Here is a 13,186-nt window from a genome sequence, read left to right as displayed (position 1 = left end):
TACCCTGCAGGACCAGCAGGATCCGTGGTCCCCGTGGCAGCTGCTTAAGCTGCTCCTCCACCTCCGGGGAGAACAGCTCGCTGCGTCGTTGCGCCTCAGCGGGGCTGCGGCGCGGCACTCGGGCCGACAGGGCAGCATTGACCGCACGCTGATCCGCAATGGGAGCGCCAGCCACATGCGCCCACAGAAGCTCCTGGAGTTCGCTGAGCATCCCCGCTCGGGCAGCCAGGAGCTTCCTGCCACGCTGTTTCCCGCCTGTGAAGCCTGAACGCCGGTCAGTACGGACCTGCTCTAAGTCCAGCGGTGAGCCGAGCCGGCTGACCTGCCACAGCTTGCGCGGGTTCTTGGAAAAGGGCTGATCTGCTCCGGCGTCTGGACCGGTGAAACCGCTGAGGTTCACGTCAAGCGGTGCCAGCGGATCTGTTGCTCGCGTTGCCATAGATGTCCTCTCCGCGTCCCCTGGTCTCATCTCTATCAGATACGCCTACACACTGCACCTAGCAGGCCTTCAGCGAATCACTGCGGTGTGGGCACCAAAGGATGTCAGTGGCTCATGGGAGCCTGTCCTTATGCATTGGATGGAGATTCTTCTTGGCCTGCTCGCTGGTCTGCTGCTGGGGCTTGCGCTGGGTGCCTTCGCAGCCTGGCGGTGGGCGCAGCGCGGGGACGACGGCGCCGCTGCGCCGCGCATAGAACTGGAGTCCGCCAACCAACAGATTGATCAACTGCGCGAGGAACTCAGTATCAGCCAGCAGCAACTGGCCGATGCGCGCGGGCGGCTCAGCGAGATTCAGCGGCATCGAGCTGAAGAAGCCGAGTCTGCCAGGGAACGCGAGTCGCTGCTGGAGATGCTGCATCCGGTGCGCCAGGGCGTCACGGAGATGCAGCGGAAAATCCAGCAGCTGGAAACCGAGCGTGCCCAGCAGCATTCAAAGCTCTCCCAGCAGCTCACAGCTGCGGCGCAGAGTGACGCCCGGATCATCGAGTCCACCCACGCGCTGCTGGGCAGCCTGCATTCAACGTCCGCACGAGGCCACTGGGGCGAGATTCAGCTGCGTCGCGTGGTGGAGTCAGCGGGGATGCTGCCCCATGTCGATTTCACTGAGCAGCACTCCCGTCGAACCGAAGCGGGAGACCTGCTTCGGCCAGACATGGTGGTGCACCTGCCTGGCGGACGACAGCTTGTGGTCGATGCCAAAGCCCCGCTGAGCACTGCAGATGCGGCAAGCCAGGCCCGTGCCCTGCGTCAGCGGGTAGATGAGCTGTCCAAGAAACGGTACTGGCAGGCGGTGGATCTCTCCCCCGACGTCGTATTCTGCTTTGTACCGGCGGAATCGCTGCTCTCGGCGGCCTTGGAAGCCGATGGCAACCTCCTTGATGATGCACTTTCCAAGGGGGTGACGCTGGTGTCGCCGGCCTCATTGCTGGCCTCTTTGAAGGCGGTGGCCGCGGCTTGGCGGCAGGAGCGGCTGACCGCCAATGTCGCCGAGGTGGTGGAGCATTCCCGGGACCTGTACCGGCGGTTGGAGAAGATGAGCGAACACCTCGGACGTACCGGAGACCGACTCCGTCAGGCAGTAGAGGCCTATAACGGGCTGATCGGCAATATTGAGCGCCAGGTGCTTCCCAAAGTCGAGGCCATGGGCCGGCTCCAGGTGGCTGAGTCAGCGGAACCTGCCGGACTCCAAGACCTGGGCGAGACCATCACCCCCACAGCAGTACGTGCGGAGGTCAATGCACTGGGACCGCGCCTGGCGGCAGCAGACACAGACGCTGAGTCGGCGACAGCTGCTGGGCCCAGCACCTGAGCCCAGCAGCTTGTGACCAGTAGCTAGTGACCACCCCTATGCCGGGAACTAGATTGTCAGCCCGAAGACCCAGACCAACAGGGTCATAGACACTAAGGTGATCGCTACAATCGCCACCAGGTTCAGCAGCGCACCGCCCTTGACCATCTGGCCGATTGTCACGTACCCGGAACCGTAGGCGATGGCGTTGGGCGGAGTAGCCACCGGCAGCATGAACGCACAAGTAGCGGCCAGCGCGACCGGCGCGGCCAGCACCAGAGGATCGACGCCGGTGCCCATAGCCACACCGGAGGCCACCGGCAGGAAAGTTGCCGCCGTCGCAGTATTGGAAGTCATCTCGGTCAGCAGCAGGACACCCACCGCTGCGATGAGCACCAGAACCCAGACCGGGATTCCGGCCAGGCCCTCCATCTGAGTCCCCAGCCAGGTGGACAGACCAGAGGACCCGAACTGCCCGGAAAGTGCAAGTCCACCACCGAAAAGCAGCAGCACGCCCCACGGAAGTTTGGCGGCGTACTCCCAGTCCAGGAGCCGAACGCCTTTATTGGCACCACCGGGCAGCAAGAAGAGCAGCAGGCCCACCACCATGGCGATGCCGGCATCGGAGATGAACGGCTCAGCGTCCATGGCGTCAGCGATCAGCGGGATCGAGACCCATGAGACTGCGGCCAGGACAAAGATGATCAGCACCCGAAGCTCACCAGCGCTCATCGGCCCCAGCTTGCGCAGCTCCTCCTTAATGAGGTCCGAGCCGCCCGGGATATGGTCGATCTCGGGGCGGAAGAGCACCCGGGTGAGCAGCAGCCAGGTGGCCACCAGCATCACAATGGAGATCGGAACACCAACAAGCATCCACTGCCCGAAGCCGATGGTCAGGTCATGGTTAGTGGCCATATGGCCAGCCAGCAGGGTATTCGGCGGGGTGCCGATGATGGTTCCCAGGGAGCCGACCGACGCCGCATAAGCGATGCCGAGCATCAGTGCGGTGCCGAAGTTGGACTTGATGGCCTCCTGTTTGCCCTCCTCCTGGGCTTCTTCGCTGTGCACATCGGCGCCGGCAGGATCTTCGCCTTTGAGGATCTTCTGCACCAGCATCAGCACGGAGATACCAATCGGCAGCATCATCACAGCAGTAGCGGTATTTGAGACCCACATGGAGAGGAAACCGGTGGCGATCATGAAGCCACCGATGAGGTTCACCGGCTTTGAGCCCATGGCACGCAGCGTCACGAGGGCGATACGCCGGTGCAGGTTCCAGCGCTGCATGGCCAAAGCCAGCATGAAGCCGCCCATGAAGAGGAAGATGATGTTGTTGCCGTAGCTTGCGCCCACGTCATTGAAGGCCACTCCCCCGGCCGGTTCGTCCCCGCTGCCGTAGTCAGTGGCAGGTACCAGCACCGGGAAGATAATCAGCGGCAGCAGCGCCGTCGCGGGGATCGGGATAGCCTCAGTCATCCACCACACGGCCATCAGCACTGCCGTGGCTGCCGTCAGCCGGGGCCAGACCTCAAGGTCACCAGGCATGGCAAAGTACACCAACAGAGCAGCGATGACACCGCCGGAGAGGCCAATGAGCCGACGCAAGATGGTGGGCCGCTCTAGACCCTCCGCGCGGGCACCAGCAGAGGGTTGAACCGCTTCCTGATCGGACTGAGTCCGTGGGTCGTATTTCTTCAGATGGTCACCGGTCACCCGGGAATGTGGGGGCATCATTGCATCCACTCCGTTTCATCAGATCTCGAGGTCCACCAATCCACCCCTGTGTCAGGAGTCACATCGGCACCAAGTGAGAATAGCACCATGCAGGCACAGTATTCACGAAGCGACTGACGTGATGCACCGGCTAACGGCGTCGCACTAGCAGACTTCTCCCGAAGTTCTGGTCTAGTTCTTCGGCAGCACTAGAGCCGCTAGCGCTGTTGCCAGGGCCGTCAGCACCAACACCATGATCACGGTGCCTGACCAGCCCGCCTGGTGCAGGAACGTCCCCCCGAGGAATCCGAAGACAGAGGAGCCTGCGTAGTAGCCGAGGTTGTAGAGGGATGCTGACTGGGACCGGCCCGCCACAGCCCGGGCTCCTGCCCACCCGGACGCCACGGCGTGAGCGGCGAAGAAACCGCCGGTAAGCACCACCATGCCCACAACGATGACCCACATCTCTGACACCAGGGTCAGCGCAGTGCCGGCCATAGTGATGAGATTCCCGACCAGCAGGACCTTCTTGCGCCCCCAGCGCGAGGCCATACGACCAGCCCGCGGCGAGGACCACGTCCCGGCGAGGTAGGCCAGGAAGACCAAGGAGGTCAGCCAGATAGGCAGCAGGAACGGCGGCCCTGCTAAGTGAAAGCCCAAATAGTTGTACATCGCCACGAATCCGCCCATGGTCAGGAAGCCCTGCAGGTAGATGACCCACAACGCCCCGGAGCGCAGGTTGCCGAAGAGTGCCCCCAGTGCCTCACTGACCCCGGTACGGCGCGGAGTGAACCGCAGCGCAGCCGGTGCCATGCGCAAGAAGACCAACACACAGATCACCGCCAGGGCAGTGACGACCAGCATGCCCAGCTTCCAACCGAGCTGTTCTCCGATAGGGGCAGCGATAATGCGTCCCGCCAGTCCGCCTAGGGTGGTGCCTGAGACATAGGTGCCCGCGGCGACGGCGACGACCTTCGAGCTGACTTCTTCGTTGAGGTAGGCCACCGCCAGGGCAGGCACTCCACCGAGCATGAAGCCTTCGAAGAACCGGGCTGTCAGCGCCAGGGTAAAGCTGGGCGCCACAGTGGTGAGCACGGCGAACAGGCAGGCCAGGCTGATCGCCCAGATCATTGCGGGTTTACGTCCGGCTGCATCGCCGATATAAGACCAGGGGATCACTCCCAGCGCCAGACCCAGGGTGGCAGCTGAGACCATCAGTGCAGCTTGATCTGCCGTGATGTCTTGTTCGACCGCGATGATCGGCAGCAGACCCTGGGGCGAGTAGAGCTGGGCGAAGGTGGCCACGCCGATGAAGAACAGGGCGATGAGCAGACGGCGGTAGGCCTGGCTACCGGGCAGGTGTCCGTCGTCGTCGTAGGGGATGGCGCGCATCGGGTTCAGAGCACCTCGATGAGTCCGCGCACGATCGCCCCGGCCCCGCCCAGCCCGGCCAATGTCATCGCCAGTGTTCGGGCGGCCCGGGCGGAGACGCGCCTGGAGAGCTTTGCGCCAAGAAGGATGCCAAGCAGGACGGTGAGCACAATCCCGGGGAAGAGCCAGCCCAGAGGTAGGCCCGCTTCCCCGTTGGTGACCACTGATCCCATGGCCAATTTGGTGATCACCGATGCTGCACCCATGGTCATAAAAATAGGCTGCAGGGTGGCTGCGAAGGAGGCCTGCTGCCACCGTGAGAGCCGGGAGTAGATGACCATCACAGGCGCTGCGACACCGGAGGTGGTGTTGAAGAACCCGCCCAAGAGTCCGGCGACCAGGGCTGGCGTTCGCCCTGCCCATTGGGGCAATGCCCGGAAACTTACGGTGACCAGCAGCGCGGCGACGACGATGCTGCCCAGGATGATGGAGAGCCATCCTGCCGAGAGCTGTCCCACCAACCATGCTCCCGGGATAGCACCCAGTATTGCTGCGGGGGCGATGATCCAGAACTTCCGCCAGCTGATCGCGTGCCAGACGCTGAGCATAATGAGGAACCCGGAGACCACTGTGGTCATATTGGTGATCAGCACCCCGAGGGCAGGGCCCAGCAGGATCGAGAGTACCGGGGCGACCACCAGCCCGACGCCGGTGCCCGAGAGACGCTGCAGGATAGTTCCGATGAGCACGGCCAGCACGATGACGGCGACGGTGCCCACAACTGTCATGGGCTCATCGTAGACCAGAGCCGCAGGTCAGCGGGGCCTCCCCCTGACCTACGACGCGCCATGCCCTGTCAGGTCTTGGACACTTCGTTCGGTCACGCGTTATGACCGCATCTGGGCCATCACTCACGCGAAAACACAGCAAACTCACGTCACATTGCGTGACCGAATGGGAAGCCCCCGCCCGCGGGACCCTTCAGGCGTGAAGCTCGGCCTCAGCCGAGCGAGTGGAGCCGTGATGTCAGGGACCCGTGCGCCCGCAAGCGGGTGTGCGGGCCACGTCATGGCCACGGCGGGGTTTCCCCGCCCGCGGGACCAGCTCAGTCGCTGCAGGCGGTGCGCTTGCGTCCGCCGCGGCCGACGTCGTCGTGACCTGCCTCCTGCAGAGCCTTGCGGATCTCCTTGGGCAGCGAGAAGACGATGTCTTCTTCGGCGGTGACCACTTCCTCCGGGTCGCCGTAGCCGTATTCGGCCAGCAGCCGCAGCACGTCCTGGACCAATACCTCCGGCACCGAAGCACCGGAAGTGACGCCGATGGTCTGGGCATCGGTGAACCAGGATTCATCCACCTGGTTGGCGAAGTCCACACGCTCAGCGCGCTTGGCTCCGTATTCCAGGGCGACCTCTTTCAGCCGCACGGAGTTTGAAGAGTTCGCGGAGCCCACCACGATGACCAGATCAGCTTCCGGGGCGATCTTCTTGATGGCGGCCTGGCGGTTGGAAGTGGCGTAGCAGATATCGTCGCTGGGCGGGTCCTGCAGGTTCGGGAAGCGCTCGCGCAGTTTCTTGACGGTCTCCATGGTTTCATCTACCGAAAGGGTGGTCTGCGAGAGCCAGATCAGCTTATCCGGGTCCGGCACCTCGATCTGATCCACTTCCCATGGGCCGTTGACAATGGTGGTGCGTTCCGGGGCGTGGCCGTAAGTGCCTTCTACTTCCTCGTGACCGTCGTGGCCGATCAGCAGAATGTGGAAGTCATCCTTGGTGGTGAATCGCACCGCCTCGCGGTGGACCTTGGTCACCAGCGGGCATGTGGCGTCAATGGTCTGCAGGCTTCGGGAGGCAGCCAGATCCTTGACCGCAGGCGAGACCCCGTGGGCTGAGAAGATCAGCAGCTCACCTTCGGGGACCTCGTCGGCCTCTTCAACGAAGATCACGCCCTTCTCGGTCAGGGTCTCCACCACATGCCGGTTGTGCACGATTTCTTTGCGCACATACACCGGGGCACCGTACTGCTCGAGGGCTTTCTCCACAGCGACGACGGCGCGGTCCACGCCTGCGCAGTAGCCGCGCGGGGCGGCCAACAGCACTTTGCGCGGACCTTCCACGGTGGAGTCAGCAGCGATCTCTGCAGGGCTGCGGCGTTTGCGCGGCACCATCGGCGTAGGCACTGATATGTGCTTGCGGCGCTGCTCGGCGGAGGTTTCGGGGGCGGCCTGGGTGGCGGTGGTCATGGGGTGAAGTTTAGCGGCCAGACCTGAACAGACTCTCCCCGGGGCGGCCTGAGGTGTCTGTTCTCACAGCTGAGAAGCACAATCACAGGTGACGACGACGCGCTGAGGCCGAAGGCGCCACCACTGCTGCGAGCACACCGATGACGACGACGAAGCCGGCGGCAGCGGCGAAGATCCACCAGGCGGGCTGGGCCCATTCGGTATAGCTGGTCTGCACGTGCTCCAGGATCACGCCGGCGGCTTGGGGCAGCTGGGCCAGGTGCTGGAAGTCAGGTGCGGCCGCGGTGGTCGCTACCCAGAGGCCCAGACCCGCAGCCGTGAGCCCGCCCAATGCCAGGGCGATCCAGCGACTCTTGCCGGGTCCGATTATGAGGCCGAGGATCATAAGTGCGGCTGCCGCGATCCCGAACCAGACCCAGTATTGGCTGGCGGTGGCCGCCGTGGCCCAGGTGTACGGGTCGGCTTCCTCATCGGTGACAGCCTCAATGTCCACCACAATCTCTGGGGCCAGGAATTCGAAGCTCTGCGTGTCGATAAACGGCAGCCAGCCCAGGGACTGTTCCAGGCCTTCGCGCAGCGGCTCGGTGATAGCAGCGGCGACAGGCGAGAGGTCGACGTCGATAGCTAGTTCCTGCGGTTTCCCGGTGCTGCCAGTTTCGAAGAGCCGTTCCAGCTGGCCGGTGTAGGTACTCCGCGTGGTCTGCAGGGTCTCATCCCAGGCAGCCACCGTCCGCTCATTATTGATCAGCGGGCCGATGATGCCAGAGACCATAGATTCCACTCCGCCGGGAACATGCTGGTCCAGGCCGGCCGGCAGCCGCGATGTCAGGTCGGTGACGATCATCTCGGAGACAGCATCAGAGAACTCTTCCTGCTGCGGCAGGTCGCCAGCGATCTGGCGGACAGGCTCTTCGGTACGCAGCAGCTGATCGACCTGATAGCCGGCCAGTGTGGCCGCTGAGAGCAGTCCGGCCAGCACCAGGCTGAGCACACTGAGCAGCTGACGCATTCGCCCTCCGGTTCCTTTGTCCGTGTCCGCGGTTAGTCTTTAAGGAGTATGAACTACCAAGAGCCTGCCTCCAAAGAGCCACTTCCGCTCTCGGCGATCCCCGCTTCAGCCCAGGAGACCTCCCCGGAGACTCCCTGGCCGCTGAGTCATTTCTCCGGCAAGCTGCGCGCCCATATTGATCGAGTCACCCCCACCTGGGTGGAGGGCCAGTTAGTGGAGTTCAATCTGCGCAACGGTACCGCCTGGATGACTTTGCGTGACCTTGAGCAGGAGGTTTCCTTCTCTGCCGTGGCCTGGCGCAATGTGGCTGGCGGACTGGCAGGCACGGTGACTCCTGGGGCCCGAGTGGTGGCGCTGGTAAAGCCGAATCTCTATGAGAAATCAGGTCGGTTGAGCCTGGTGACCCAGCAGATGCAGCCGGTAGGGCTTGGGGACCTGCTGGCGCGGGTTGAGCAGCTGAAGCACCAGCTGGCCTCAGAGGGCTTATTCGACGCCGCCCGCAAGAAACCGCTTCCGGTACTCCCGGCTCGCATTGGCTTGATCACAGGCCGGGATTCAGACGCGAAGAAGGACATCCTGCGCAATGTTCACACCCGGTGGGCAGCAGCGCAGTTTGAGATCCGCGAGGTCGCCACCCAGGGGCCAACCGCACCTGCTGAGGTGGTAGCTGCACTGGTGGAGCTGGATGCGCACCCTGAGGTGGATGTCATTGTCATCGCCCGGGGCGGCGGCGCATTAGAAGAAGTCGTCCTACCCTTCTCGGATGAACGCCTGATTCGCGCAGTTTCCCATGCGCAGACTCCGGTGGTCTCAGCTATCGGGCATGAGGCGGATCGGCCGCTGCTGGATGAGGTCGCAGATGTGCGTGCCTCCACGCCGACCGGCTCTGCAAAGCTGCTGGTACCGGATGAGGCCCTGGAGCGTTCGGGACTGACGGAGGCCCGTTCGCGCATGTCCTCCGGTGTTCAGCGGATGATCAGCCGTGAGTATGAGGCACTTGCCGCGATTCGCACCCGGCCGGCCTTGCAGCGCCCGGAGACTATGATCTCCACCCGCGCTGAGGAGCTGACCGGGCTTCGTCGTCGTGCCTTGGTCTCGGCGGAGGCTGCCGTGGGCCGTGCCGCTGACTGGGTGTCACATACCCGCGCCCGGGTCACCGGACTCTCCCCGCAGTCCACGTTGGACCGCGGGTATGCGGTAGTCCAAACCACCAGTACTGGTTCAGATACGAACGGTCGGACTATTGTGCGCGATGCTTCCCAGCTGACCCCGGGTGCCGGGGTGCGGGTCATGGTGGCCTCCGGCGAGTTCGATGCAGACGTCACAGAAGTGTATGAGGAGAAGAGAGCATGAGCGCAGCAGCATCTGGCACTGAAGGATCCAACACCCAGGGTTTCAGCACTGCGAGGGTCGATGACATCGAGCAGATGAGCTACGAGCAGGCCCGTGACGAGCTGATCACGGTGGTCACCAAACTAGAGACCGGCGGAGCACCGCTGGAGGAGTCCCTGGCGCTGTGGCAGCGCGGTGAGGCCCTTGCTGATCGCTGCGAGCGCTGGCTCGACGGCGCCTCAGCGCGCCTGGCCGAGGTGCGCCAGCAGCTGGACGACAATAAGGGCTGAGGTTGGGAGACCCCACGTTAATGCCGCCGGACTATGTTGGGCTGATCTCAGGCGACTGACGTCTGAACAAATTTCCAACGGATCAGCATGGCAATCCCTAATCCACAAGCCGAGAGTCCTGCAGCGATGGCCATAGACAGCACAAAGACGCCCCAGGCTCCAAGGCTGTCGGGCTGCTCGGCCATCAAGGACCACGCGCCATTGGCGACTGCGGGCGCTGGCAATACGGCGAAGAGATGCCGAAGCCAGCCTCCCACCCCGCGTTCGGAGTGATAAAGCGAAGCTGCCAAACCCGCCAGCAAGGGACACAGCGCATAGACGTAGAAATTGGCGTATCCGACGGTAATGCTCAAGACGAAGTTCAGTCCGAGAAACACTGACCCCGCGATGAGCCAGGCGCGCCATAAGTCCATGATCTACCTATTCCTCATCCTGCGCTTGATCTTCACCAGCTCTGCTCTGAGTCCAATGTCAGAGATTCCTGAAAACGATCGAGGTCTTCTTCAGTGACGTCGCTGCCGTAATACTCCACGGTGACGGCGACATCCTCCTCTGGATCCACGAGCATCCACCAGCGGCCAGAGATGTTCTCAGCTGAATCCTCCAGGGTGAAATTCACGATGGAAGCATCTTCAGCTCCTGGGATGTCAACATCCCCGCCCTCACTCGTGCTGATCCCGGGGTGGGTTCCCGAAGCACGCACCTGCACAGCCATCTCAGTTGCAGCCGCACTTGCCGACGGAGGGGTCTCTCTGAAGCGCCAGACCCCGATGAATGCTCCCGCGCTTTCTTCGTTGTCAACGTACTCGGCAACCCAGCCACCCTCACGCTCTGCGTCCCGGTAGGCCTCCTGGATCCCCTCAGGAAGCTCGAAGCTGACCGGTCCAACGTGCGTATTGGCCGCGCTGTCCCCGCTGCCGCCGTCGCTGCCGCAGCTAGCTGAGCTCACCATCAGCACACCAGCCAAGCCCAGCAATATGCTGCCTCTTCTCATCGTTTGGGTCCTTTCAGCAGATGTATTAGCAGTTAGGGTTCGGTTGGAATTCGCGAGATCCACCAGGGTAGTCGGGAGGGGCAAGATAATTCGATTCTTCAAGAGTCTCTTCGCTGGATCCGAGGTTTCGTCCGTAACCCCCGCCAACCCCGAGAATCTTCGCACGGAACCCAAAACCACCATCTTCGGAAACGCCGGAATGCACATCGTGGGTGGTGACTCCGCGCTCATACATCAGCTGCTCGAGGGGATTGAGGCTCTGGCTGCCATCGGGGGTGGGGTAGTACTGAGCGCTTCCGCTCAGGTCCTCTGGTGGTTCTGTAATTCCCTGAGCGTTGGGAAGCACTCCGGCTGGCAGGCCACCCACTGGATCGCTCATCCAATCCATGACCACTTCACGCTGTGCGTCAGACTCGATATCTATGGACGTGGAGTACACCTCGCTGGTGTAGTCACCACTGGTCCCCGTCACGGTCCCTGCGGTGAAGGTCAGGCCAATAATCTCGCCGTTGGCATCTTCGACCACAGTAAACGACTCCTCCACTTGATACTGGGGATCAAAATCCCACTCGTATACTCCACCGCCAGCCTGAGCTGAGAAATTGCCGGTGAAAGTGTATGCCCGTGTCGTATCCGCTGGGTCTTCGCCGTGGGTGGTTGCGACGTTGACATTGCCGTTCAGCGAGGCGCTGCCGCTGATTGAGGGCAGCCAGTCATGACTGAATGAACCAGAATGCTGGCGGTTTCCGTCCTCGTCTTCGTCGCTTTGAAAACCAGGTCGCAAGGAGGCGTTGCCCCCGACGTCGCCTTCAAGGCTGAACTGATGGTGAGTCACATTGGGTTCCCCCGGCGGCTCAGGGGGGCTGTTAAAGATCGGCCCGAGCACAGGTACGTAGTTCCAGTTGGAATCCACATAGCCCTGCATGTCATCAACAAAAGCTTGAGCTTCTTCACGGTCGTCAAACACCCAGGTATCGCCGTTCCCGTATCCCAATTCAATACCCGCATTGGCACTGGCGCCGCCGACGGTAACGTTCTTACCCCAGGTCACGCCCGTATTGACATTCGCACCGGCTGAATACCCATCCATGATCGTGACGTGGAACTCCCCGTCACTGTATTCCTTCCACGAGAGCCCGGCGTCTCCGCCCAGAGAAACCCATGCGATATCTACGGTGGACCCAGCATTTTGCGAGGTTGAACTAATAGTGCAGCGAGTCTGAAAATCCTCTTCGGTGAGGAGGTCTCCCCCGCACTCACCTCCGCCGCCTCCGGGCAGATATGAGGTGATCTCACAGATGAGATCACTGATGGCGCCGCGCAATTGCGGGGCTGCAGGAACAGCAATCAGCGCCAGCACGAGGATTCCGGTGAGCACCGTCATCGCCACGTACTCGATAGTGCTGGCACCACGCTCTCGGCACGCAGGACGGAGATCCCCCTGCGCACTTACCTGGTGTGCAGGGATGTTCCGAATCACTCGGCGCTCCGACATATGACGCTCTTCCGCTCCGTACAGGTTGCTCAGCCCATCCGGGCTGGGATGTCTCTCTCGTAGTCCAATCTAGGAAAGGCCATCGTTGAGGGCATGAGGCACCGAACCCGACTCCAGGCCCAAAACGACAATCGCAGGGCCCAAATCGGGACCCAAGGTCAGCCGGTGCCCTACCGGCAATCAGCCCACCAACCGGACTTCAAAAAGCTTGCCGAAGGTCGATGCGTCGTATTCCGCGCTGAAGCCAGTGCTTGCCCGGTATGTCGCTTCGATGACACCGTATCCGTGGCCTGTACAGCGCAGGCTCCAAGAAACTAGCGTTGGCGAGCCCAGGCCTGTTTCCCAGTCAGCTTCCGGCAAGCACTGGACGCCGGGTCGCACCCGGATTTCAGCTGTGGCGTTCGCCGTACTGCGGGGTACTCCCAGCCAGCGATCCCCGGTTCCCACCGGTTCAAGATCTTCCGACAGTGTCTCCACCTCGATGTGGATAGTCCGCCACCCGGCACGTTGCGGAACATAGCTTGTCAGCGTGGAATTGCTATTCAACCCGGCATAGTTCGTGGCAGCCCCTGAACCTGTCCACGCAGCGGGAAGACCGTAACCATGGGGGTCCGGCGGCAGGTGGCCTGAGTCCGTGCGACTAGGGCGGTAGGGGCTAAGACTAGTCAGCCAGGTGCTCACCCAGCTGGTTTTCGCTTGTTCCGCAGCCGCCAAGGCTGCCGCATCTGCGGCCTTCTGCGCTTTGCCGCGAGCATCAGAAGCCTGACCGATCACCATCAGGGTAATTCCTACAAAGATCACAGCAAGGGCCAGCAGCGTCATCAGAATCGACATCTGGCCCGCTTCGCGGTTTCTCCGCGTTGAGCGCATCTGTGACCTCCGTTCCCCGTGCCTCGACAACCCTGCGCTTGTCACCCCGGGGCGACAACCCCGTTCATACTAATTGAGGCTGCGGC

Annotated in this window: 12 protein-coding genes and 1 pseudogene; 3 read left to right on the top strand and 10 right to left on the bottom strand. The window is 62.5% G+C overall.

What is annotated here, in order from left to right; genetic code table 11:
- Nucleotides 1-439: pseudogene (locus TX78_RS11155) on the bottom strand (hypothetical protein); the annotation flags it as partial.
- A gap of 130 nt (nucleotides 440-569) precedes the next feature.
- On the opposite strand from TX78_RS11155, the gene rmuC reads away from it, so the two are divergent.
- Nucleotides 570-1,808, top strand: coding sequence for a DNA recombination protein RmuC (rmuC, locus tag TX78_RS11150; protein WP_049897868.1), 1,239 nt, complete (start codon nucleotides 570-572; stop codon nucleotides 1,806-1,808).
- Between the two features lie 48 nt (nucleotides 1,809-1,856).
- Here rmuC and TX78_RS11145 read toward each other — a convergent pair whose 3' ends face one another.
- The 5 genes from TX78_RS11145 to TX78_RS11125 form a co-directional block, all read right to left on the bottom strand.
- Nucleotides 1,857-3,521: an SLC13 family permease gene (locus TX78_RS11145; RefSeq protein WP_044496265.1), complete on the bottom strand. Its 1,665-nt coding sequence runs from the start codon at nucleotides 3,519-3,521 to the stop codon at nucleotides 1,857-1,859.
- Between the two features lie 171 nt (nucleotides 3,522-3,692).
- Nucleotides 3,693-4,892, bottom strand: coding sequence for an MFS transporter (locus tag TX78_RS11140; protein WP_044496264.1), 1,200 nt, complete (start codon nucleotides 4,890-4,892; stop codon nucleotides 3,693-3,695).
- 5 nt (nucleotides 4,893-4,897) lie between these two features.
- Complete coding sequence (locus tag TX78_RS11135; RefSeq protein ID WP_044496263.1) at nucleotides 4,898-5,659, bottom strand: sulfite exporter TauE/SafE family protein; 762 nt, start codon at nucleotides 5,657-5,659, stop codon at nucleotides 4,898-4,900.
- Between the two features lie 317 nt (nucleotides 5,660-5,976).
- Nucleotides 5,977-7,110, bottom strand: a complete 1,134-nt coding sequence (locus tag TX78_RS11130) for a 4-hydroxy-3-methylbut-2-enyl diphosphate reductase (RefSeq protein ID WP_407635390.1) — start codon at nucleotides 7,108-7,110, stop codon at nucleotides 5,977-5,979.
- 82 nt (nucleotides 7,111-7,192) lie between these two features.
- Complete coding sequence (locus TX78_RS11125) at nucleotides 7,193-8,119, bottom strand: hypothetical protein (RefSeq protein WP_044496262.1); 927 nt, start codon at nucleotides 8,117-8,119, stop codon at nucleotides 7,193-7,195.
- A gap of 48 nt (nucleotides 8,120-8,167) precedes the next feature.
- Here TX78_RS11125 and xseA point away from each other — a divergent pair, with 48 nt between their 5' ends.
- Nucleotides 8,168-9,472, top strand: a complete 1,305-nt coding sequence (gene xseA, locus TX78_RS11120) for an exodeoxyribonuclease VII large subunit (RefSeq protein ID WP_044496261.1) — start codon at nucleotides 8,168-8,170, stop codon at nucleotides 9,470-9,472.
- A complete protein-coding gene (locus TX78_RS11115; protein WP_044496259.1) occupies nucleotides 9,469-9,741 on the top strand; it encodes an exodeoxyribonuclease VII small subunit in 273 nt (90 codons plus the stop codon). The genes xseA and TX78_RS11115 overlap by 4 nt, the downstream gene beginning before the upstream one ends.
- Nucleotides 9,742-9,788: 47 nt before the next feature.
- Here the strand turns inward: TX78_RS11115 and TX78_RS11110 are convergent, their stop codons facing one another.
- The 4 genes from TX78_RS11110 to TX78_RS11095 form a co-directional block, all read right to left on the bottom strand.
- Nucleotides 9,789-10,154, bottom strand: coding sequence for a hypothetical protein (locus tag TX78_RS11110; protein ID WP_044496258.1), 366 nt, complete (start codon nucleotides 10,152-10,154; stop codon nucleotides 9,789-9,791).
- A gap of 32 nt (nucleotides 10,155-10,186) precedes the next feature.
- Nucleotides 10,187-10,693 (bottom strand): hypothetical protein, encoded by a 507-nt coding sequence (locus tag TX78_RS11105; protein WP_222704273.1) that lies wholly within the window; start codon nucleotides 10,691-10,693, stop codon nucleotides 10,187-10,189.
- 67 nt (nucleotides 10,694-10,760) lie between these two features.
- Nucleotides 10,761-12,230: a hypothetical protein gene (locus TX78_RS11100; RefSeq protein ID WP_044496255.1), complete on the bottom strand. Its 1,470-nt coding sequence runs from the start codon at nucleotides 12,228-12,230 to the stop codon at nucleotides 10,761-10,763.
- A 180-nt stretch (nucleotides 12,231-12,410) separates the two neighbouring features.
- Complete coding sequence (locus TX78_RS11095; protein WP_044496253.1) at nucleotides 12,411-13,064, bottom strand: pilus assembly protein TadG-related protein; 654 nt, start codon at nucleotides 13,062-13,064, stop codon at nucleotides 12,411-12,413.
- Nucleotides 13,065-13,186 lie beyond the last annotated feature (122 nt).

Source organism: Nesterenkonia massiliensis, from assembly GCF_000455245.1.
Lineage (GTDB): Bacteria > Actinomycetota > Actinomycetes > Actinomycetales > Micrococcaceae > Nesterenkonia > Nesterenkonia rhizosphaerae.
This window is presented reverse-complemented; position numbering and strand designations above follow the sequence as displayed.